General features: G+C 39.6%; 21 protein-coding genes and 1 tRNA gene. 1 reads left to right on the forward strand and 21 read right to left on the reverse strand.

Going from position 1 to position 21,814, the window contains the following annotated elements; translation table 11 throughout:
• The 10 genes from D8792_RS06020 to D8792_RS06070 form a co-directional block, all read right to left on the reverse strand.
• Positions 1–2,958 carry a type I restriction endonuclease subunit R gene (locus D8792_RS06020; protein WP_125373305.1) on the reverse strand — a complete coding sequence of 986 codons (2,958 nt, stop codon included), beginning with the start codon at positions 2,956–2,958 and terminating at the stop codon, positions 1–3.
• 9 nt (positions 2,959–2,967) lie between these two features.
• Positions 2,968–3,873 (reverse strand): Fic family protein, encoded by a 906-nt coding sequence (locus tag D8792_RS06025; protein ID WP_125373306.1) that lies wholly within the window; start codon positions 3,871–3,873, stop codon positions 2,968–2,970.
• A gap of 641 nt (positions 3,874–4,514) precedes the next feature.
• On the reverse strand, positions 4,515–5,360 hold the full coding sequence (locus D8792_RS06035; protein WP_125373307.1) for a DUF6731 family protein: 846 nt from the start codon (positions 5,358–5,360) through the stop codon (positions 4,515–4,517).
• Positions 5,361–6,617: a restriction endonuclease subunit S gene (locus D8792_RS06040; RefSeq protein ID WP_185758408.1), complete on the reverse strand. Its 1,257-nt coding sequence runs from the start codon at positions 6,615–6,617 to the stop codon at positions 5,361–5,363.
• Entirely contained in the window at positions 6,610–8,718 is a 2,109-nt protein-coding gene (locus D8792_RS06045) for a type I restriction-modification system subunit M (protein WP_125373309.1), read from the reverse strand. Before D8792_RS06045 ends, D8792_RS06040 begins: the two co-directional genes overlap by 8 nt.
• Before the next feature lie 159 nt (positions 8,719–8,877).
• Positions 8,878–9,777, reverse strand: a complete 900-nt coding sequence (gene era, locus D8792_RS06050; protein WP_125373310.1) for a GTPase Era — start codon at positions 9,775–9,777, stop codon at positions 8,878–8,880.
• A 15-nt stretch (positions 9,778–9,792) separates the two neighbouring features.
• Positions 9,793–10,197 carry a diacylglycerol kinase family protein gene (locus D8792_RS11705; RefSeq protein ID WP_125373311.1) on the reverse strand — a complete coding sequence of 135 codons (405 nt, stop codon included), beginning with the start codon at positions 10,195–10,197 and terminating at the stop codon, positions 9,793–9,795.
• Entirely contained in the window at positions 10,178–10,675 is a 498-nt protein-coding gene (gene ybeY / locus D8792_RS06060) for an rRNA maturation RNase YbeY (RefSeq protein ID WP_125373312.1), read from the reverse strand. The genes D8792_RS11705 and ybeY overlap by 20 nt, the downstream gene beginning before the upstream one ends.
• A gap of 138 nt (positions 10,676–10,813) precedes the next feature.
• A tRNA-Thr gene (locus D8792_RS06065) sits at positions 10,814–10,886 on the reverse strand.
• Between the two features lie 49 nt (positions 10,887–10,935).
• Positions 10,936–11,505 (reverse strand): GNAT family N-acetyltransferase, encoded by a 570-nt coding sequence (locus D8792_RS06070; RefSeq protein ID WP_125373313.1) that lies wholly within the window; start codon positions 11,503–11,505, stop codon positions 10,936–10,938.
• A 175-nt stretch (positions 11,506–11,680) separates the two neighbouring features.
• Here D8792_RS06070 and ald point away from each other — a divergent pair, with 175 nt between their 5' ends.
• Complete coding sequence (ald, locus tag D8792_RS06075; RefSeq protein WP_125373314.1) at positions 11,681–12,793, forward strand: alanine dehydrogenase; 1,113 nt, start codon at positions 11,681–11,683, stop codon at positions 12,791–12,793.
• Positions 12,794–12,981: 188 nt separating this feature from the next.
• On the opposite strand, the gene D8792_RS06080 is transcribed toward ald, so the two are convergent.
• The 11 genes from D8792_RS06080 to prsA all read right to left on the reverse strand — a co-directional run bounded on the left by D8792_RS06080 (position 12,982) and on the right by prsA (position 21,724).
• On the reverse strand, positions 12,982–13,542 hold the full coding sequence (locus D8792_RS06080) for a DUF3267 domain-containing protein (RefSeq protein WP_125373315.1): 561 nt from the start codon (positions 13,540–13,542) through the stop codon (positions 12,982–12,984).
• Between the two features lie 13 nt (positions 13,543–13,555).
• A complete protein-coding gene (locus tag D8792_RS06085) occupies positions 13,556–14,248 on the reverse strand; it encodes an ABC transporter permease (protein WP_125373316.1) in 693 nt (230 codons plus the stop codon).
• Entirely contained in the window at positions 14,241–15,074 is an 834-nt protein-coding gene (locus tag D8792_RS06090) for an ABC transporter ATP-binding protein (protein ID WP_125373317.1), read from the reverse strand. Before D8792_RS06090 ends, D8792_RS06085 begins: the two co-directional genes overlap by 8 nt.
• 19 nt (positions 15,075–15,093) lie before the next feature.
• Positions 15,094–15,255, reverse strand: coding sequence for a hypothetical protein (locus D8792_RS06095; RefSeq protein WP_260470241.1), 162 nt, complete (start codon positions 15,253–15,255; stop codon positions 15,094–15,096).
• Between the two features lie 28 nt (positions 15,256–15,283).
• Positions 15,284–16,027 carry a DUF3169 family protein gene (locus D8792_RS06100; protein WP_125373318.1) on the reverse strand — a complete coding sequence of 248 codons (744 nt, stop codon included), beginning with the start codon at positions 16,025–16,027 and terminating at the stop codon, positions 15,284–15,286.
• 15 nt (positions 16,028–16,042) lie between these two features.
• Positions 16,043–16,396: a PspC domain-containing protein gene (locus tag D8792_RS06105; protein WP_125373319.1), complete on the reverse strand. Its 354-nt coding sequence runs from the start codon at positions 16,394–16,396 to the stop codon at positions 16,043–16,045.
• 168 nt (positions 16,397–16,564) lie between these two features.
• Complete coding sequence (locus D8792_RS06110; RefSeq protein ID WP_005590740.1) at positions 16,565–16,771, reverse strand: helix-turn-helix transcriptional regulator; 207 nt, start codon at positions 16,769–16,771, stop codon at positions 16,565–16,567.
• Between the two features lie 11 nt (positions 16,772–16,782).
• Complete coding sequence (locus D8792_RS11710; protein ID WP_231089324.1) at positions 16,783–16,977, reverse strand: aspartyl-tRNA synthetase; 195 nt, start codon at positions 16,975–16,977, stop codon at positions 16,783–16,785.
• Between the two features lie 296 nt (positions 16,978–17,273).
• Positions 17,274–19,892: an alanine--tRNA ligase gene (gene alaS, locus D8792_RS06120; RefSeq protein ID WP_125373321.1), complete on the reverse strand. Its 2,619-nt coding sequence runs from the start codon at positions 19,890–19,892 to the stop codon at positions 17,274–17,276.
• A gap of 35 nt (positions 19,893–19,927) precedes the next feature.
• Positions 19,928–20,509, reverse strand: a complete 582-nt coding sequence (locus D8792_RS06125; protein ID WP_185758409.1) for an LURP-one-related/scramblase family protein — start codon at positions 20,507–20,509, stop codon at positions 19,928–19,930.
• A gap of 138 nt (positions 20,510–20,647) precedes the next feature.
• Positions 20,648–21,724: a peptidylprolyl isomerase PrsA gene (gene prsA, locus D8792_RS06130; RefSeq protein ID WP_125373322.1), complete on the reverse strand. Its 1,077-nt coding sequence runs from the start codon at positions 21,722–21,724 to the stop codon at positions 20,648–20,650.
• Between the last annotated feature and the right edge of the window lie 90 nt (positions 21,725–21,814).

The following is a 21,814-nucleotide window of genomic DNA, read 5'->3' on the forward strand; positions in this document are numbered from 1 at the left end:
TTAATCACTACTCTTTTTAAAACTTTGGTAAACATCATCAATAAAAATCTTTGCAATACGCTTTTTGAAATCTTCATTACTCAATAGCACTCCAAAGAAATCTTGATTTTGGGTGTAACCATCAGTTAAAGCTTTATCAATTTCATCCTCAAATGAAAATTCGAAATCTTCGCGAGAGTTTACTAAAGCTGATTGCTTCAATTTAGGATTCTTCTTCATCAATTCCCTAATTGAGACTGCCCCGCTAACAGCAATTTGATCATCAATATCTAAATCAAGCTGCTCATTAATTTCTTCAATAATTTCAGACAATTTTTTCTCTTGTTCTTCAGAAACATTTGATAAATTCGGCTTATTCAGTGTCACCGAATAATTTCCCTCTAACTCTGCCACAGTGTAAAAACCGGTTTGTTTGTGTTTCATATAATCTACAACAATCTTATCAGCAATAGTGAAATCATTCCCTCCCAATCGGACATCAATCATTTTCACAAGATCCTGCAGATAATTGTAGCGTTCATGAAGCAATTCATTTTGATAAGCTGTAGCCTGAATCAAGAAGGTATACATACGTAAAAATCCACGAATAACTTTGCGGATATTTACTTGTTCTTTTTCATCAAAACGCTGAACTCGTGCATACCCGTTTGACAGTAGAGCGAGCATCTTTTGTTTATCGCGGCTGGAACGTTTCTCTTGATATAAGAATTGATTGTAGGTATGAACATCATCATTATCTACTATTCCATAACTTTCAATTTTAGCATCTAAATCAAATACATCGCTCGGAGTAATCGTTTCAGTCAAAATTGTTTCTCGGTAGTAGGGAGCAAAAGCCCTATTGATATCCTCATAGGTATTTTTAAAATCAAGAATAAAGGTCTTTTTGTGATAGCCTTTTACAATACGATTCAAACGAGATAAAGTCTGTACTGCTGCCACATCGCGCAACTTTTTATCTACATACATAGCCAATAACTTAGGCTGGTCAAAGCCCGTTTGATATTTATTTGCGACAATTAGCACTTGATAATCATCAGTATCAAACTTACTCTTGAGCTTATCTTCACTAAAGCCATTCATAGAAGATTCACTAAATTCCGCTCCATCAACGCTCAACCTTCCTGAAAAAGCGACGACCGTTCCGATACTAGTGATATGATGCTCTTTTAAATATTTCTTAAAAGCTTGTTGGTATTTGACAGCTGCTTCACGTCCTGAAGTTACAATCATTGCCTTTCCATGTCCACCTAAATCAGCCATGATGTCATGAGTAATAAAATGGTCCATGATAATTTCGACTTTTTGATGAATATTTTCATCAGACAGCTCCACAAATTTAGCAATTTTCCGCTTTGCCACTGTCGTTTTGAGTTCAGGATCCTCTTCGACCGCCTTATTTAGCTTGTAGTATGTTTTATAAGTGGTGTAATTATTGAGAACATCTAAAATAAAACCTTCCTCAATAGCCTGCTTCATACTGTACAAGTCAAAAGGACCCTTTGAACCATCTGGTCTAGTAGAGCCAAACAACTGCAATGTAGTAGCTTTAGGTGTCGCTGTAAATGCAATAATAGAAATATTGTCTTGTTTCCCTGTACGGGCAATTTCCTGTTCAATAGCATCGCCGACAGACACTTCTTGTGGCTCATCCATTGTGCCGTTCTCTATATCCGTTTCAGTCAATACCTGACTGACTGCACTCATATAGGAGCCAGTCGTAGAACTATGCGCCTCATCAATCAAAATGGCAAATTTCTTTTCTACTGTTACACCCGCAGACATCCAGTTTGATTTATTTATTTGTGCAAACTTATGGATAGTGGTCGCAACAATTTTTGTATTCCCAGCAAGAGCATCTGCTAAGTCGTTAGAAGTGGCCTTATCATCCATAACCTTAATCACACCCGGCTGATGCTCAATAGAACGAATAGCATCTTGAAGTTGACGGTCAACAACGATACGGTCAGTAACAACCAAAACAGTATCAACGATATTTTGATTTTCTTCATCATGAAGACTAACTAAGCTGTGTGCCAACCAAGCAATCGTATTTGTTTTACCCGACCCCGCTGAATGCTGAATCAGATAGTTTCTATCAGTATGGTTGACTCGCATATCTTCTATAATACGATTAACTGCTCGTCTCTGCTGATAACGCGGAAAAATGATGTCCTTTTTATCAGGCGTTAAAAAGATAAAACGTTCAATCAACTGGAGGATACTTTCTTTCTTCAGCAAATCTCGCCATAGATATTCTGTTTCTGGCCCCTGATCATTCTGGGGATTCCCTGCTCCTTGGTCAATCCCTTCACCCTTTCCTTTATTAAAAGGCAAGAAGTAGGTATCTGATCCCTTAAGCTGAGTTGTCATATAGACTTCCATCCAGTCAACCGCAAAACTAACTAACACTCCTGCATTAAATCGAAAAAGACGATTTTTATCATCACGTCCTTTTAACTGCTTAATAGCATCCTGAACAGACTGGCCGCTTGAGTTTAGTTTCAACTCAATAGCAAACAAGGCTAAGCCATTAAGAAAGATGACTAAGTCAATACGTTCTTGGTCCTTATAGACCACTTCTTCCATTACTGTCAAGCGATTTAAATTATACTGATGGATAGCCTTTTCATTAAAGTCTGTTGCTGGTCTGCGGTACATAAGACGAAGTTTTTTATTCTCAATATACACTCCATCTTTTAAGGCAAATAGAAGACCACCTTTAATAATTTCTTGATTAATCAAATTGAGAATAGTCTCTCTGTCAAAACGCTTCAAGAGTTTTTCGACAGTTTCTTCTTGGGTTGACATCAGAAATTCCCATAAAATATCTATATCCATAGCTAACCTTTGATTATAAGCAGCCTGAGCACGCTGAATATAGCCATTATATTGAATGAGATCTTTTAAAATCCATTGCTGAAAATCATAACGCTCAGTAATATCTAAATTTGCCATCTACTCTCCTTATCCTTCATCATCAAGAGATAGAATCTCCAAATACATATCCAATCTTTCATTGATATATTTGGCAAATAAATCCTCCATTGCCGATAAACTTCCTTTTGAGTGAAAGTCATCAAATGCTTGGTAATAGGCCAATCTATCCGTAAATTTTATATCAATCGGTGGATAGCCCGCCTTCATCAACTCCAAATTCACCAAGAGCCTCCCCGTTCGGCCATTGCCGTCAATAAACGGATGGATACTCTCAAAGGCAATATGAAACTGAGCTAGCTTGGTCACCATATTTTCCTGACTTACTGCATAGTCCACTAGGAGCTTTTCCATCAATGGAGCAATCATATACGGCTGAGCCGGTTCATTGGCTGCTCCCATGATGCGCACCGGGACTCTCCGATAAATGCCTCGGTCATTTTTTTTATCCGCTAATACTAGATAATGAATATCCTTTATCATCTGTTCTGACAAAGGCTGGTTCTCCTCAACAAGCCTTTGAACATACTGAAAAGCCTCCTGATGACCGATTGCCTCCATATGATCTTTTAAAGGCTTTTGGTCAATAGTCAATCCACGCAGGACCAAATCTGTCTCACGCAAGGTCAGTGTATTGCCCTCAATAGCATTTGAGTTATAGGTATATTCGACTGCAAACTCTTCATTCAGCCGCTCCAACTCTCCATCCGTCAAAGGACGAAGTTTTGATAACTGCATCATCTTTTCATCAATCAAAGGCAAGAGACTCTCTGCTTTCTTATAACGGCCATCCGCTGGCTTTCTGGCATCTGAGGGAATCCTCCACAAACGCCCTTCTTGGACAGCACCCGTAATCTTTCCCTGACTGCACAGAGACCGAACTCGACGATCAGAAATACCCCAGAGATTAGCTGCCTGCCTCACTGTCATATACATGAGCACTCCTCACTTTCTCCCTCTATTATAACATAGTTCGGAACAATACGAGGGTTAACGGAACAATATTTGTAGATTAACGGAAGGATAATAAACGGAAATAATATGTAGGCCTACACATTAGTCTTATAAAACTCACTATTCCCAATTATGTCCCCATTACTTACAAATATCTAATTAGTCTTTCTTTTTTCCTTTTCACTATCTAAACTTAAACATAGAATCTTTCTAAAAGTTAATACTAAACTACATAGCGATAAAATGAAATACAATAAACTTCCGATAAAGATGCTCATACCCACATGTACAATATTTACTGAGTTATTTTGTTCAAGAGATATAAAAATAGAAGGAAAAATTAATAATAGTACTGATAAAATCGACAGATCAAAAAGTTGTTTCATTATTAGCAAGTCTAAATTCAGAGTTTTTAGTTTTTTGATAAATGGATTGTCCGATAAAAATGAAGTAATACTAAATGAAGCTATAAGTACACCTGATATAAAAATAAGGACATTTTGAATAGATGATAGAAAATCTGCATAATTCTGAAAAACGGACAATTTGATTGGACATATCAAAAAATACAAAGCTACTAACAAAGAAAGGAAAAAAAATATTTTTTCTCGTGTTTTCTAATTTTAGTAATCATTCAAATACTCTTCCCTTACTTTATAAGCTCTTTCAAGTTTATCATAAAAGACATTGTTATCAACTTCATCTAGATAATATTTTTCATAATAGTTTAACTTATGAGTTACTAAATCAATTATCTCTGAGTCACCATAAACAGACATAGTTCGGATCTTCATATTCTGGTTATCTTTATACGAACACAATTCGTCTATAGCGCGTTTAATTCTATTTTTATTTAAACTAACTCCCTTTATTCTCATTTCCATACTTTGTGCCGACATCTCTTTAGCAAATTCAACACCACTATTAATATCCTTTACTTGCTCTGAGAATAACGATAAATTTTCTGGAATAGCAATTGAAAAAACAACGTCATGGATATGTCGCATGTTATTTAGATTTTCAATAGCATTTTTATCCTTTATAATATTAAATTCGAATTCTCTATAATCAATACCAACCTTTAAGGCTATGAATTTTCTTAATTCTTCTATTGTAGTTTGAGATTTACCACGTTTCTGAACTAAAATGCTATTGTTGAAATCATATAAAAATTGAGCGTCATTAGCTATTCCTTCGGTATCTTCTTTTTCTACTATATCTCTATTTTGAGTCTGAATATCATCTATCTGAATATCTTGATTCAAATCAACTTTTGTAATAGTAAATAATAAATAAGTATCCGTTTTTCGAATATCGCTACGTAAATAATAAGATAGATTTCCAATAGATTCTGTACTAAGTGGTGTCGTTGGATTAATCTCAGCAAAAAAAGCATTAATCTTTGAAACGGCATTTTCTTTAGAAACAACTTTATAAAACAGACACTTGAATTCGCGTTCTACAACCATCTACACCCTCCTCTTCCCTGTCACATAATCATAAATAAGAGTTTGTCGTTGTTTGTTAATATTATCAATTTGCTTGTTTTTTATTTGAATTAGTTGATCAATTTGAACTGTTTTCTTATCTAGAAAATCGGCAATTTTTTGTTGCTCAACAAGACTTGTTGGAAAAGCAATTTTCATATTTTTTATATATTCCCAACTTGCTCTAGGCATTTTACTACCATAAGTAGAAGTATTAACTTCTTCAATAAAACTATCACTTTGAATAGCATAGTAGAGAAAATTCATGTCTAATTCTGAAGATTGAAACACAAGAAATTCTGAGCTAGCTGTTGAAGGGAAGGTAGCTCGCCAATATTTTCTCAAATATGGTCTAAGCTTTCCAAATAAAACATCTCCAATTTCGACTACAATATTTTCACTCTTATCAACTTGTATACCAGTTTCAACAAATTTCCCAGTTTGACTTTCTATATTTTCTAATCCGATATAAGGTACAGAAGAGTTTGTTATTCTTTTTTCACTTCGAGTAGTTACTAAATATCTTATTTTAGAAATCTCCCACCCTTCAGGCACCTGCCCAATCCAGTCGATACCTGAATCTTTCATTGGGACTATTTTATCCAATCCTTTTGTGACGGTCTCATAAATCAAGCTAGCGCCGTAGTCTTTGAGTTTTTGAATTTGCTCCTCCAGTAGTGCTTTAGCTTTATCTAATTGGACGGTTTTCTTGTCTAGAAAATCAGCAATTTTTTGTTGTTCTTTGATATCAAATAGAAGAACAGTGATATTTGAAACTAACTGTAAGTTCAGTCCATCCCTATCCTCGCCTTTTAAACCTCTTATGTAAGAGTACCCAGCTTTAAAAAAGTAATATAAATACTGATTATTTAGCCTGTTACCATCGACTATAAACGAGGCCAAAGATTGATTTGATGCCGTTTCAATAGCTAAAATTGCTACAGTACCTTTTGTTTTTCCTTGCCCATTCATAGCAAGCATTACCGTGCCAATAGGCAACAGTTTTGTCGAAGACTTCTTCAATGCTAAATTTGTTATAGTTTCAGCAGTATATTTTACAATTTCCTGATTAACTTCACCAGATGACATCCAATTTATATCCCCGTTCCAAAATAACAAATTATTTCTATCGGGAGTCGCACCTGCAGATATTTTTGAAAAATACTTAACTTTCCCACTCTCCCACTCTTCTGGTATCTGCCCAATCCAGTCAATGCCACTCTCTTTCATCCTAGTCATGTTTGAGCTCCTCCAAGAGGGTTTGTAGTTCTTCTTCAAGCTCATAGAACTCTGCCAAGAGCTTCTCTGCACTTTCTGGGGCTTGGTATTGGTAGAAATAACGATTAAAAGGAATCTCGGCTCCATAGCCTTTTTCCTCATCAAACCAGTAGTGGGCGTCAGGTACATGGGGATAGACCTCACGCGCAAAGTAGGCTTCAACATCCTCGGTAAATTTGACGATTTCCGTGTCCTTGGTTGTCTTATCATAGACAATACCATCTGCTATCTCGCCAAACTTATCCTTCTTGGTCGTTGTGATAATTTCTGCTGTCTTATCCATCTCGCTCATAACAAGCGAAATAGCATTGACATTAGCTGGTGTCACCTTCACCTCAGATAATAGCTCTCTGATTACCTGACTAAATTCCTCAAAATTAGGGTAGCTATCATCAGTGATTCCAAGCCGGAGAGCATTTAATAACTGCTCCTGCTTAGTTTTCCCCGCTACTAAGTCTTGTATTTTCTTCTCATCTTTGGCTGTGCGAGGCTCCATTTCAAGCAGTTCCTGATATTGGTATTCATCATAAAGCTTGGCTACAAAAGGTACACTTTTAACCTTTTCGATGGTATCTTCAGTAATTCTGCCTCGACGTTGCAGAGGCTGCATAACGATATACTCTTTATAAAGAAATTCTTTGTTATCAAATATTTTCACATGGTCGTTTTCTTCAAAGTTATGGTACCACTGGATAATCTGCCGGATATTGTCCTCAGAAAGTTCACGACGCTTTTGTCCCAGAGACTTTCTCAATGGTACAAACTCTTCGGTCGCATCGATAAACTGTACCTTATTCCGACGCTTAGGAGCTTTACTTTTATTATAGATCCAAATATAGATGCCAATTCCTGTATTGTAGAAAAATTGACCAGGGAGTGCGATGATAGCTTCTATCAAGTCATTCTCTAAGATATAACGCCTAATCTGACTTTCTCCAGATGTTGTTCCACCTGAAAAAAGCGGAGACCCGTTAGAAATAATAGCTGCACGTCCATTTTTTTCTAGTTTAGCCAAGCCATGCAAGTGGAAAAGCAACTGAGCATCACCTGTTGTCGGAGTATTGACAAACCGGCCTTGTCTGCCATTGGTTGCCTCAAAGAGTTCTTGATCTTTTTTGACAGCCTGTTCTACACCATCATCAGCGTCCTTTCCTCCCCAAGACTGGCCAAAGGGAGGATTGGCAATGACAAAATTCATCTTTTTGCCCGCAAAGGGATCACCATCTTTAAGAGTATCTGTCTTCACAAAGTAGTCAGAGTTTTCCTGCCGAATCAGCATATCTGCCCTTCCGATACCATAAGTTTCTGAGAGATATTCCTGACCAAAGAGAAGAACATTCACTTCAGAATTCAAACGTCGAATATAACTTTTGGCTGTAGCCAGCATACCTCCTGTACCAGCAGCCATGTCTAGAATTTTGACTATTCTCTTATCTACAAACAGCTCCTCATCTGCTTCAACGAGCAGTAAGTTGACCATCAAAGCAATGACCTCCCGAGGTGTATAGTGAGATCCTGCTTCCTCATTTTCAGAGAAACGGCGAATGATGTCTTCAAACATATAGCCCATTCGCATAGAATCCACTGTACTCGGGGATAGATCAATTTTGGAGAATTTCTTAATGACAGTGAATAGGCGTCCTGTCTGTGCCAAGGTATGGACCTGCTCCTTAAACTTAAGGTTTTCAATAATGTCCTTTACTCGTCTGGAATAACCATCTAAATAAGCGAGAAAGTTTTCTTCGATTGCATCAGGATCATTTTGCAAATTTTCAAGAGTAAAAGGGCTTGTATTATAGTATTTATATCCTGATATATCTTCAAGAATCTGTTCCGGTGTTTTTTTGTCTTTCTTGTAGGCTGCAATCACTTGATTCTTAGTTGGCAGTAAAGCTGCTTCTAATCTAGCTAATACAAACATGGGAATAATCACATCACGATATTTATCTGCACGATAGGCTCCCCGAAGTGTATTCGCAATAGACCAAACTGTGTTGACATCGCTAGAAATATTAACATCATTTTTCTGAAAAAGAGGAAGTTTCGATTTTAATTTTGACATATATTTACTATATTTCTAATTTTTATTCTTATTTTAGTATCTTTTTGGCGGAAAAAAATGTAGATCACCACTCGTTTGTAGTAAAAAGAGATAACAAAACGTTATGCTCTCTTTCACTGCTATTTCAAACATAATTTTTCCAAGCTTGCTTAAAAAACCTCAATACTCCTTCTCATTATAGCCAAAGTCCGCTAAGTCCAGCTTCTTGTCCCGCCAGTTTTTCTTGACCTTGACCCAGGTTTCGAGGAAAACCTTGTCCCCCAGCATGAGCTCGATATCACGCCGAGCCATAGAACCAATTTTCTTAAGCATGGAGCCGCCTTTACCGATGATAATGCCTTTTTGGCTGTCTCGCTCGACCATGATCGTCGCTCGGATATGGACCTTGTCCGTCTCCTCGTCTCGCTTCATGCTGTCAACAACTACCGCGACTGAATGGGGAATTTCTTCACGAGTCAGGTGTAGAACCTTTTCACGGATCATTTCTGAAACCAAGAAGCGCTCTGGATGGTCGGTAATTTGGTCTTCTGGGAAATATTGGAAACCTTCCTCCAGATTTTCACTAAGAATATCAACCAGACGGGAAACATTGTTACCCTGCAAGGCTGAAATTGGCACGATTTCTTTGAAATCCATCTGCTGACGGAAATCATCAATTTGCGCCAAGAGCTGATCCGGATGGACTTTATCAATCTTATTGACCACCAAAATAACTGGCACCTTAGCCGCTTTCAGGCGTTCGATAATCATGTCATCGCCCTTACCACGCGGCTCATCAGCCGGTACCATGAAGAGAACCGTGTCCACCTCACGCAGCGTGCTATAAGCTGCTTCCACCATGAAATCACCCAGAGCCGTCTTAGGCTTATGGATTCCCGGCGTGTCGATAAAGACAATCTGCTCCTTATCCGTCGTGTAAATCCCCATAATCTTGTTGCGGGTCGTCTGAGCCTTATCGCTCATGATGGCAATTTTTTGCCCCATGACATGATTCAAAAAAGTTGATTTACCGACATTTGGTCGGCCTAAAATGGCTACAAAGCCTGATTTAAAAGTCATTGTTCTATTCCTTCTCTAAAAAATAATATCCCACAGTTTTGGCAGAAAGATAATCAAACCTGTGATAACTGCAAAACCAGAAACCACCAAAACTGCACCAGCTGCCATATCCTTGGCATTCTTTGCCCGCATAGAAAAGTGATAATCACTAGCCAGATCCACAACATTTTCAACAGCTGAATTCATGATCTCAAAAGCGATTACCAAAAAAATACTTAGCAGCAAGAAAAGCCACTCCGTCGCTGAAATCCGAAAAATCAGACCTGCAATGATGGCAGCTAAAGCTGAAAGAACATGGCTCCGCATATTCTTTTCTTCCTTAAAAGCTGTGAAAATCCCCGTCAGAGCGAACTCTAAACTTGATATGACATCTCGATTTTTCCACTTGCGCTTGTTATTTTTATTCTCTTGTAAGTCCATAAGCTGTCAAAATTTCTTCCTGTAAGCCAAACATTTCTGCTTCTTCTTCTGGCGTATAATGATCATAGCCGTTGATATGCAGAAAACCATGCACCGCCAAAAAGCCCATCTCCCGCTCAAAGCTGTGGCCATATTCTTCTGCCTGCTCCCGCGCCTTGTCCACCGAAATGAAGAGCTCGCCAATATAAGCATCAAAATCCTCCAGCATCTCAGCCAGCTCAGGATCATCCGCCAAATCTTCCTCGTCAAAGGCAATATCCAGCTCTGGCTTGTATTCCAAGCTGATGACATCTGTCGGCCGATCTGTGTCTCGGTATTCCAAGTTGAGCTCATGGCTGCGCTCATTGGTCACAAAGGTCACAGCCATTTCCTTATTTTCTTTGCCCGTTTTCTGAGCCGCAAACTCCAAGATTTCCTGAGTCTGCTTGATGATTTCTTGAGAAACCTGACCGGTTTCATCCACCATTTCGATATACATATTTTACCTGCCTTGCTAATATTACTTTTATTATACCATATTTGGGCGCCTATGAGAGCATAAGCATTGTATTTGAACTAGGAGAAATCCTGATTTAAAACCAAAAAAGGCTGAGAAAATCTCAACCTTTCTATCGAGTGCTAATTGCCGGGATCGAACCGGCGACCTCATCCTTACCATGGATGCGCTCTGCCTACTGAGCTAAATCAGCATTACCTATCTACTATATCATGTAGACAGGTACTTGTCAATATTCTTTCTCATTTTTTTGCGAAATATTGGTCCCTAGTCAGATAGTAATGCACCCGTGTCACTATGCGCCCTTCCTCATGCTTATCTAGTGATGCGTAAGGCTCTTCGTGGGAAAAGATCATGCCTGACTTTTGCATGACACGGCCGGAGGCTGGATTATCCGCATCGTGCAGCGCTGCAAGTTTGTTCATCCCGATTTCCTCAAAAGCCAGCTCAAGCACCGCTCGATTGGCCTCCGTCGTATAGCCCTGATTCCAGTATTTTTTATGGATCACATAGCCGATAGCTGCCGTTTTCAAATCCAAGCGAATCTTATGCAGGTCAATCGTTCCGATAAAATCACCAGTCTCTTTTAGCTCGATGCCCCAGCGCCCCAAAGGATTAGCTAGGTAAAACAAGGCAATATTATTACGGGTTTCTTCTAGATTTTTGTTAGCCTCAAAGGTATAGCGGACATTCTCCTCGTCTGAAGCATATTCAAACATGGCTGGTGCGTCCTCTAAAGTCACCGGGCGCAAGATCAATCGTTCCGTCTCAATTCTGGAATGCTGGCTTAGCTTAATATAAATATTTTCCATCTCTTCCTCCTGATTTTTCTTATCAGAATAGCATAATTCCCTGCCTAAAACAATCCTTTTTTTCTTGCTTTTTACGACAGTTTCCTTTAAAATGAAAACATCACAATAATTGACCTAGGTTCCTTTGTAGTCCTGTATTCGGAGATCCTAGCGTTAGAAAAAGGAGTAAAGCTCTATGTTAATCGGAATTCCAAGAGAAATTAAAAATAATGAAAACCGCGTTGCCCTGGCGCCAGCTGGTGTGCACAGTCTTGTAGGAAAAGGCCATCAGGTGCTGATCGAGACAAATGCTGGACTTGGATCTGGCTTTGCAGATGCAGACTATGAAAAGCAAGGTGCAAAAATCGTTGCCACTGCTGCTGAAGCTTGGGCAGCTGAGTTGGTTGTTAAGGTTAAAGAACCGCTGGAAACTGAATACCAGTTCTTGCGTGATGACCTTCTACTCTTCACTTACCTGCACATGGCCGCTGCTCCCGAATTAGCCCAAGCTATGGTAGCTGCTAAAACTACCGGGGTAGCCTACGAGACTGTACGTGACGGACAAGGACAACTACCACTCTTAGTACCCATGAGTGAGGTTGCTGGCCGCATGGCGGTTCAAATCGGAGCTCATTTCCTAACCAAGCAAACAGGTGGCTCTGGCGTTCTCCTTGGCGGTGTACCCGGAGTGCCAAAAGGTAAAGTTACCATTATCGGAGGCGGTGTTGTAGGAACTCATGCAGCCCGTATCGCTCTGGGACTAGGCGCTCAGGTTACGATTCTCGATATTAGCGCCAAACGTCTATCCGTTCTAGAAGAAGTCTTTGGCAACCAAATTCAAACTCTCATGTCCAACCCATTTAACATTGAGGCAAGCGTCCGCGAAGCTGATGTCGTGATTGGAGCTGTGCTCATTCCTGGTGCTAAAGCACCAAAACTGGTAACTGACGATATGGTGAAGCAAATGCGCCCTGGTTCTGTTATTGTTGACGTGGCTGTTGACCAAGGTGGTGTTATCGAGACTGCTGACCGCGTGACAACCCACGATGAGCCAGTCTATGAGAAACACGGTGTTCTCCACTATGCGGTAGCCAATATCCCTGGTGCCGTAGCCCGCACTTCTACTATCGCCCTGACCAATGTTACTCTTCCTTATATCGAAGCACTGGCTGAGAAAGGCTTCAGACAAGCTATTGCAGACGATGCTGGATTGCGTGAAGGTGTCACAACCTATCACGGTCACATCACTAGCCGACCAGTTGCAGAAGGCTTGAATCTTGATTACACTTCTATTGACGAACTTGTCTAATCATTTTTCTCTTATATACAAAACCCGAAGGAACTTCTAGTCCTTCGGGTTTCATTTGTTTTAAACTTGAAATTAGTATCATACTGCAATTCATTTAGACAAGATCAACATTGCTCCACATCTTTAAATTATCAAGTCTGTTACTCTTTAATAGACATTTTAAAAAAAGTATATAACACTTGTGATTGCTAGCCCTGACTAGGCTCTTCTTTCTGGTAAAAGTTCATCCCAACCTCAGTATCCTCGACCAGAATATCATCAGTCTGGCCCAACAGCAGCAAAGCGATGTAAAAGTCACCAACACATCCTGCTGCATGAATACTAGCCAGAGGCATGTAGAGAGTTGAACTGAGCAAGCCCAGCATGGCCAATAAGGTCAGAAGTAGGCTAATCAAAACAAAAGGTGCCAAACCAATGACCAAGAAGTCCTTACGATTATAAAAGGTTCCTGGACTAGTCGCATAGGCCATCCCTTTTTTAAAACCAAACTTGACCTTGGCCTTCCCTTTACCAAAAAGCTTGAAGAAGAAACCGTGGATGTACTCATGGATGACGACAAGGATAAAGGCAAAAACTAAAAAATAGGCAAGATCTAGACCCGAAAAATCATAATGGTCTGCACGAAAAATTAGCTGGGTCAATTTCGCAAAAAGCATGGAGAAAGGAAAAATCAGTAAGAGCCCTGCTACATTTAGACCGATTACATATTTCTTTTCTTCCATAAAATTGATTTTTTTAATGAGTTTCATAAAATCTCCTCCATCATTTTCGACCTTTACTCAAGACATAGGTGCTTGCACTGATAAAAATAAGAAGCCAAATCACCAAATTAGAGAAATCTTCAATTTTAAAAGAATAGTCTCCTGTTTCAAAGAAGTTGATAAAAGGATTCATAAAAGTAAACCGTAGAATGTGCTGTATTGTTTTATCAAAACTAGCAAATAGAGGTACGAAACTAATCAGAAACAGCGGAAATAAACTATAAACCTGAGCTTGTGATTGTGTCTTGGAAATACCACCAATAAAAAGATTGATTAAAAGGATAATAACAATAATTAAGAGATTGATCAAAAGATAGATAGGCCATTTGCCAGAGAGATCTACATGCAAATAATATGGGAAAAAAAGCAAGGCAAAGACTGTAAATAGGAAGGGATAAACCAACATGGATAAGAGGTATTCAGTAGAACGAACCCCGCTCAACATCAAGGTTTTTAGATTGCGCTTTTCCTTGTCCTCTGCCATCATAATAGATACCATGTAGCCGCCACTCATGGCAAAAGTCATAGGCAGGATCATCTTCAATAGTCCTTGGCCTGCATTGCCATTCTTATTTAAAATCATATTGTACAAAAAGAGGAGGCCAAAGGGCAGCAAGACGGATATAAGCAAAGAAGAGTTTGTCAATAAAATCTGAGTACGCAGCCATGTGAGAGCTTTAATTTTTTTATACATCTAATTTTTCTCCTGTTAATTGAATAAAGATTTCTTCTAATGTAGGTTCGCAAGAATGTACTGTAATGGCCAATTTTAGGTCTTTTGTAGCTAAATCAGAGAAGGAAATTTGCTCGATTTCTCCATTTTCATAGCTAATTTTAACTTTCTTGGCTGCGTTATATTTCTGAATAATAGCTTTCGGCTTTCCATACTCTACTAATACTCCCTTATTTAGTAAGGCCAGTCGATCACAAAGGGCACTAGCTTCATACATATCATGCGTCGTCAGAAAAATAGTTGTTCCTTTTTTCTTCAGCTCAAGCAAAAGCTCATGAATCACCTTGGAAGTACGAGGATCAAGCCCACTCGTTGGTTCATCTAAGAATAAAATTTCAGGATCATTTAAAAGAGCCCTAGCTAGAAACATCCGTTGCTTCATACCTGTCGAAAGTTTCTCTGCTACAATATTTTTGCTTTCTAACAAACCAACCTGCTCTAAAACTTCATCTATCCGCTCATTTTTTAAATCGTATAATTTCGCATATATCTGCAGGTTTTTATAGAGAGTCATCTTTTCATAAAAGCCACTTGTATCAGATACCAGACCAATTTTCACCAAATCCTGAGCATTAATAGTATCTGAAGCCTTACCAAGGATTTTACTTTGACCATCGTCGGCATCAAGCTGGCCTGTTAGTATATTAATTAACGTTGTTTTTCCTGATCCAGATGGTCCTAAAAATCCGAAAATTTCTCCTTGATCGATATGAAAATTAATCTGTTCTAAAGCTTTTTTATCTCCAAAACTTTTAGAAATATTCTCTACTTGAATCACTTGTGACATAAGGCCTCTTCTCACTTTCTTACTTATAATAACGTTTAACGATTTTGTACTGGCTGACAGTAACATAAAGATAGATGACCGATACCGCAATCCAAGCCAAAATCGTATCCAGTTGGAATAGGAGATTTAGCAGTATCAGTCCAATATAGATACTAGGAAAGATAAAACTCACTAATTTCAAATGAACTCCTTTTGGGCCGACAAACAGCTTATTTGAAATATCTTTTAACTGCTTGATAGGAGTCCACATTGATATAGACAAAAATAATGGTTAAGACAATCATGCCAGATACGACCTGCATCGGTGTCCCAGCTCCGACAAGAAAGAGAAGGATATAGAGACCTGGAATGAGCCGCTGATTGAGATTAAAGAGAGTTAAAAAGCTTTGCTCATAATGAGCCTGCAACTCCCCTTCATCATAGGACAGCGCATAGTCCTTCATCTCCTCAATGGTTGGCATAGCAGATAATTTATATTGACGAACCTTCTGAGTGGTTTTCAATACAAGAATTTGACCTAAAATCAAAGCAAGAAACAGTGCAATATCATAAAATGGAATGTGAATCGTCGTTTCTGACCTTAGTATCGGACCAAGGTAGCTCACTCCTACAAAGAGGGTTAATAGAGTCAGAGCATACGAGATATTATATAAAATCGTCGCATATTCTAGTGTTTTGAAAGTTTGACGATAGAGCTCATAGCTTTTGTCATCATCTTCTTCTCTCTGGTAAGCCCCGTGAAATTTATGCGTCTGATAGAGCAAGAAAAAGGTTACGGGATAGAGAATAAACAAACTCGCTCGACCAATGTTCTTCAGCAGTTCAACATTTAAGACGGTCGGCCAAGAGAAATACTCAAAATGAGCCATTATAAAACCGACTACTCCTCCTCCTAATATAGCAGCAAGAATGAAGATGCCGATATTTCTCAATATTCTTTTCTTTGTTGACATTGTTTTCTCCTATTCTTAAATAAGCGCAGTCAGCCAAGCCATGACTTGGCTAATAAAGTCAGAGGCAATTTCCAGTATTTCACGGCCAAATAAAGGTAAAATAATCAGCACTGTCATCAGAAAAATAAAGTGATTTCTGACTTTTTTGTTCATTTTATTCCACAAATAATCCCTTTGCAACCATCCTGCCAGATAGGCATAGCCCAAGGCTACAAAAATCCCTAACTCAGTTGATGCTAGCACTACAACTGCGAACATCAGACGAATATAAGCTACCTTTATCCCAAAATAATCCGCCAAACCTGCACAGACACCAGCAATTTTTGCTTGTTCTTCGTTAACTTTAAAGTTTTCCATAAATTCTTGCATTGTTTTTCTCCTTGTTTTACTTTCCGTCACTTGCGGAAAAGCACTAATATACTTACACAGCTTATTAAGATTAGCTCAAGTACTACCTTGATACAGAACTTGCTTGCTAGTCTTCATGACAAGATGGCTAGCATAAACTATCTCCAGCAACTGATTTTTCCCAACTACCTACTCTTCCTCCACTAAGCGAAAGACATTTTCGACACTTTCGTTGAAAATTTGAGCAATTTTGAGAGCAATGACCACGGAGGGCGTATATTCATCCCGCTCCAGCAAGCTAATCGTTTGCCGCGACACGCCGGCTTTCTTGGCTAAGTCAGTTTGATTCAGCCCGTCTCTGGCCCTCAGCTCTTTGAGTCGATTTTTCAGCTTCATGACAACACCTCTCAGTCTTCTTTCAGTTCAACAGACTTGATATCGTCAATGCGCATGAGCTTGATTCTTGTTTGACCTTTTTTATTGGTCTTACTCAACTTAACCCAATCGTCATCAGCATCAACTACCTCCCAGCAATCTGTCCCGAAAACTTCACCAATGATGATCGGTTTTTTCCCAATCATTTCTTTAAAAAAACGTGACATTTCTCCACTCCTTTCTTTATTTCTCTCTAAACGTTTCAACTTCCTTTTCACCTTGTTCAATTCACTGGATGACATCAGCCACAAACCAGAAAATATTGGAAGTAGACACCAAAACAGTATCTCCATTAGTCCCTCCTTTTATCTTTTCTTCTTAACTTAAATACATTGTAACAGATTCTTTTCTTTTTGACAAGTATATTTGTCAAAAAAATAAAGATTTTTGTCATAAAGACTTAGATCCTTTACAAAAAAGAAGTAAAAAAGACCAGGACTGAATCCTGATCTCAAAAAGCATACTACAATTTACCTGCTACTGCATCCAACAAGTCTTGGATTTTGGCTTGGTTGCTTCCTCCTGCCATGGCCATGTCTGGTTTACCACCACCACGTCCATCGACGATTGGTGCTAATTCTTTGATAAGATTTCCTGCATGAAGGTCTTTAGTCTTGCTAGCTACGAGAACATTGACCTTGTCACCGATAGCTGCGACTAGGACAAGAAGGTCAGAGTAGTCTTTTTGTTTCCAGTTATCCGCAAAGGTACGAAGGGCACCTGCGTCTGATACAGAAACTTGGCTAGCAATGTAACGGTGGCCGTTGACTTCCTTCACATCCTTGAAGACATCACCAGCAGCTGCGGCTGCGGCTTTTTCCTTCAATTCTGCATTTTCTTTTTGCAATTGACGGAGTTGCTCTTGAAGACCTTCGACCTTGTGAGGTACTTCCTTGAGTTGAGGTGCTTTCAAAGTCGCTGCCACTGCTTTAAGGGCATCTTCTTGATCACGGTAGGCTTCAAAGGCTTCCTTGCCAGTCACGGCCAAGATACGGCGAGTTCCTGAGCCAATTCCTTCTTCTTTGACAATTTTGAAGAGGCCAATCTCAGAAGTATTGCCAACGTGGGTACCACCACAAAGTTCGACAGAGTAATCGCCGATGGTTACAACTCGGACTTCCTTGCCGTATTTTTCACCAAAGAGGGCCATAGCTCCCATTTCTTTAGCGGTGTCAATATCTGTCTCAACAGTTTCTACTGCGATTGCTTCCCAGATTTTTTCGTTGACTTGCTGTTCAATGGCGCGCAATTCTTCAGGAGTTACTGCTTGGAAGTGCGTAAAGTCAAAGCGAAGGAATTCGACTTCGTTAAGGGATCCTGCTTGGGTTGCATGGTTTCCAAGGATATTGTGAAGAGCTGCATGGAGCAAGTGAGTCGCTGTGTGGTTTTTCATGACACGAAGACGACGATTGGTGTCGATGCTAAGTGTGTATTCTTGGTTCAAGGCAAGCGGAGCATGAACTTCGACTGTATGCAGCGGTTGGCCATTTGGTGCTTTCTGAACATCTGTTACAGTCGCCACGATGTTTCCAGCAGCGTCCAAGATTTGTCCGTGGTCAGCTACTTGTCCACCCATTTCAGCGTAGAATGGAGTCTCAGCAAAAATGAGAGAGGCAGTTCCTTCAGAGACAGCTTCTACTTCTGCATTGTCCGCTACGATAGCCACCAATTTAGAAGACAATTGTGATGCTTCATAGTTAAAGATGCTCTCAACAGTAATGTTTTGAAGGGTTTCATTTTGCATACCCATTGAGCCACCCTTAACAGCTGACGCACGCGCGCGTTCTTGCTGTTCTTTCATGGCTGCTTCAAAACCTTCACGGTCTACAGTCATACCAGCTTCTTCAGCAATTTCTTCAGTCAATTCCACTGGGAATCCGTAAGTATCATAGAGTTTGAAGACATCTTGACCAGCAATCACTGATTGACCTTTTTCTTTCAAGTCTGCTACGATACCTTGGGCAAAGTGTTGACCTGAGTGAAGGGTACGAGCAAATGACTCTTCCTCGCTCTTAACGATTTTTTCGATAAAGTCACGTTTTTCAAGCACTTCTGGGTAGTAGCTTTCCATGATTTTTCCAACTGTTGGAACGAGTTTGTAAAGGAAAGGCTCGTTGATGCCCAATTTTTGGCCGTGCATGGAAGCACGACGGAGAAGACGACGAAGGACATAGCCACGGCCTTCATTTCCAGGAAGAGCCCCATCACCAATGGCAAAGGAAAGCGAACGAATATGGTCCGCAATGACCTTGAAGCTCATGTTGTCGCCATCTTGGTCGTAGACCTTACCAGACAATTTCTCTACTTCACGAATGATTGGCATGAAGAGGTCAGTTTCAAAGTTTGTCTTAGCCCCTTGGATAACTGCCACCAAACGCTCCAAACCAGCGCCCGTATCAATGTTCTTATGTGGCAATTCCTTGTATTCGCTACGAGGAACAGCAGGGTCTGCGTTAAATTGTGACAAAACGATGTTCCAGATTTCGATGTAACGGTCGTTTTCGATATCTTCAGCAAGGAGACGAAGACCGATATTTTCTGGGTCAAAAGCTTCACCACGGTCAAAGAAAATCTCAGTATCAGGTCCAGAAGGTCCCGCACCGATTTCCCAGAAATTGTCCTCGATTGGAATCAAGTGACTTGGGTCCACTCCCACTTCAATCCAGCGGTTGTAGGAATCCTTATCTTCTGGATAGTAGGTCATGTAAAGTTTCTCAGCTGGGAAGTCAAACCATTCAGGACTGGTCAAAAGCTCATAAGCCCAAGTGATGGCCTCATCACGGAAGTAATCTCCGATAGAGAAGTTCCCCAACATCTCAAACATGGTATGGTGACGAGCTGTTTTTCCGACATTTTCGATATCGTTGGTACGGATGGCCTTTTGCGCATTGGTAATCCGTGGATTTTCAGGAATAATGGTCCCGTCAAAGTATTTTTTAAGAGTAGCTACCCCAGAGTTGATCCAGAGCAAAGTTGGGTCGTTAACTGGAACTAGACTGACTGATGGTTCTACAGAGTGACCTTTGGTTGCCCAGAAATCCAGCCACATTTGACGAACCTGAGCACTTGACATTTGTTTCATTTATGTTTTCTCCTTAATTTTTCTAAATATTTATATTATGATGAAGAGCTTTCCAGCATCTCCACATAATCAATAGCGACGCAGAGGGAAATGACTAAATCTGAATAAGCCTCATCATAGACGCTCACCTGATAAGTCGAGGTTAGATGGAAAAGCTCCTTGGTAATCTCAGCCACGACTTGATCGCGGTCATCTAGTAATCGGAAATTCAGATCCCAGATATTGCCCTCGATACGAAGGCCTAAATCATCAAACTCATACTTATCACGGAAGAAAGTCAGTTTCTTGCGAATATAAAAGCTTGTCCCGTCACTGAGCTTGATTTCAAACCGAGGCAAAAATGTTAGAAAGATTTTGCTGATTTGGCTAACTGTCTGTCCTTGGGAATCATAGATGGTGAAACTCTTAGGAATCTGGAAAAATGATCCTTCTACTTGGTAATCTACATTACCTCGATCATCCTTGATATCAAAACGTTCACCGCCTAGACGCAATTTTTGTTTGACAAAATAGGTCTTCATCGCTTTACCTCCAGAGTCAAGATAAAAGACAAGTTCCTTGTCTGAAGGGCGAAAAACCGCGGTACCACCTTCATTCAATGAACTTGTCATTCTCATTAGCTATTTAGTTTGAAACATGAGTAGCATGATTTTTCCTCTCACATGGCTCGCAGCACCGCCAATTCTCTGAGCTGAGATCTAGAAAATCAATTCTCAATAGTTTTATTATACTGACTTCTTGGCTTTTCGTCAAGCTTATTCTGCTGCAGGAGCTGGTTTTTCTTCAGTATGAGCAGCTTCTGACTTGCTTTCTTCGGAGCTTGAAGCCTCAGATTTTGCTTCTTCCGAGCTAGAAGATTGTGATTTCTTTTCTTCTGAACTAGAAGACTGAGACTTACTTTCTTCTTTAGACGATGAGCTAGAAGTATCTCCTTCTACATATTGGGCAAAGACATTTTGGAAAGCTGGATCCTTCACTTTCAGATTCGCTTCCTTCAATTCTTTAGAAATAACAGAGCGAATAAAGCTTGCATCGTTTTGTTTTTGAGTCAGGATTCCCTCTTTTAGTTGTTTCTTGTAATCTGTCCATTTTGCAGATTTTTGAGTTTTCTTCACCAATTTAACAATGTAGTAACTTGCTGAATAGTTCTGCCTACCTCGTACAGTTATCACATCAGAAACGCCATTTTCTTCCAAGGCAAAAGTAGCTTTCTTAACTGCATCTGGAATCGTTGTAGAGGTTGAGTCGAATTTCACCTCACCACCCTTATCTTTGGTGTCCTTATCAGTTGAGTTTTCCTTGGCCAGCTGACCAAAGTCTGCTCCCTCAGCCTTAGCTTTTTCAAGCACTTCCTTAGCCTTTTCTTCACTGTCCACCTTGATAATCTGAGCCGTTACTTCTGGTGTGTAAGTTTCAAAGAAAGCCTTGTAGTTGTCATCTGTCAGCTCTTTTTCAGCTGCTTTCTTAACAGCGTATTCGACCAATTTATTTGCGCGGATCTGGTCTCTGTAGGCATCTTCTGTCATTCCGCTTTGAGCAAGAACATTTTGGAAGGCAGAACCATAAGCGGATTTCATTTTTTCAAAGGCTTCTTCAACCTCTTTATCCGTTACTTTTTTGCCATACTTTTCTTCAAAAACTTGCTTAATGGCCATTTGAAGCAAAACTTGTTGAGAGGCACCATTATTTTTTACTTGATCGTAAAATTCACTGACTGTGATTGTCTCACCTTTCATTGTCACAATATCTTTATCTTTTGCTGTTTGTGAACATGCTGCTAAAGCCACTACAGAAAAGAGAGTTACTGCTCCTGTAAGGATTTTTTTCTTCATTATTTTATCTACTCCTTCAATAAATTCACTTTGTCTATTGTACCACAAATCTAACTTGATATCTTAATTTTTCCTAAAAATTTTTGGAAA

The sequence above is a fragment of the Streptococcus cristatus genome (assembly GCF_003943505.1).
In the GTDB taxonomy this organism is placed as follows: Bacteria; Bacillota; Bacilli; order Lactobacillales; family Streptococcaceae; genus Streptococcus; species Streptococcus cristatus_E.

Bases quoted from the DNA above. Each gene is read 5' to 3' on its own strand.
- prsA (WP_125373322.1), bottom strand. From the start codon at position 21,724: ATGAAGAAAAAAATCCTTACAGGAGCAGTAACTCTCTTTTCTGTAGTG.
- D8792_RS11705 (WP_125373311.1), bottom strand. From the start codon at position 10,197: ATGGACTTACAAGAGAATAAAAATAACAAGCGCAAGTGGAAAAATCGA.
- D8792_RS06090 (WP_125373317.1), bottom strand. From the start codon at position 15,074: ATGTCACAAGTGATTCAAGTAGAGAATATTTCTAAAAGTTTTGGAGAT.
- D8792_RS06100 (WP_125373318.1), bottom strand. From the start codon at position 16,027: ATGTCAACAAAGAAAAGAATATTGAGAAATATCGGCATCTTCATTCTT.
- alaS (WP_125373321.1), bottom strand. From the start codon at position 19,892: ATGAAACAAATGTCAAGTGCTCAGGTTCGTCAAATGTGGCTGGATTTC.
- D8792_RS06085 (WP_125373316.1), bottom strand. From the start codon at position 14,248: ATGTATAAAAAAATTAAAGCTCTCACATGGCTGCGTACTCAGATTTTA.
- D8792_RS06035 (WP_125373307.1), bottom strand. From the start codon at position 5,360: ATGGTTGTAGAACGCGAATTCAAGTGTCTGTTTTATAAAGTTGTTTCT.
- D8792_RS06025 (WP_125373306.1), bottom strand. From the start codon at position 3,873: ATGTATATGACAGTGAGGCAGGCAGCTAATCTCTGGGGTATTTCTGAT.
- D8792_RS06110 (WP_005590740.1), bottom strand. From the start codon at position 16,771: ATGAAGCTGAAAAATCGACTCAAAGAGCTGAGGGCCAGAGACGGGCTG.
- era (WP_125373310.1), bottom strand. From the start codon at position 9,777: ATGACTTTTAAATCAGGCTTTGTAGCCATTTTAGGCCGACCAAATGTC.
- D8792_RS11710 (WP_231089324.1), bottom strand. From the start codon at position 16,977: ATGTCACGTTTTTTTAAAGAAATGATTGGGAAAAAACCGATCATCATT.
- ybeY (WP_125373312.1), bottom strand. From the start codon at position 10,675: ATGTATATCGAAATGGTGGATGAAACCGGTCAGGTTTCTCAAGAAATC.
- D8792_RS06020 (WP_125373305.1), bottom strand. From the start codon at position 2,958: ATGGCAAATTTAGATATTACTGAGCGTTATGATTTTCAGCAATGGATT.
- D8792_RS06125 (WP_185758409.1), bottom strand. From the start codon at position 20,509: ATGAGAATGACAAGTTCATTGAATGAAGGTGGTACCGCGGTTTTTCGC.
- D8792_RS06045 (WP_125373309.1), bottom strand. From the start codon at position 8,718: ATGTCAAAATTAAAATCGAAACTTCCTCTTTTTCAGAAAAATGATGTT.
- D8792_RS06070 (WP_125373313.1), bottom strand. From the start codon at position 11,505: ATGGAAAATATTTATATTAAGCTAAGCCAGCATTCCAGAATTGAGACG.
- D8792_RS06105 (WP_125373319.1), bottom strand. From the start codon at position 16,396: ATGCAAGAATTTATGGAAAACTTTAAAGTTAACGAAGAACAAGCAAAA.
- D8792_RS06080 (WP_125373315.1), bottom strand. From the start codon at position 13,542: ATGAAACTCATTAAAAAAATCAATTTTATGGAAGAAAAGAAATATGTA.
- D8792_RS06040 (WP_185758408.1), bottom strand. From the start codon at position 6,617: ATGACTAGGATGAAAGAGAGTGGCATTGACTGGATTGGGCAGATACCA.
- ald (WP_125373314.1), top strand. From the start codon at position 11,681: ATGTTAATCGGAATTCCAAGAGAAATTAAAAATAATGAAAACCGCGTT.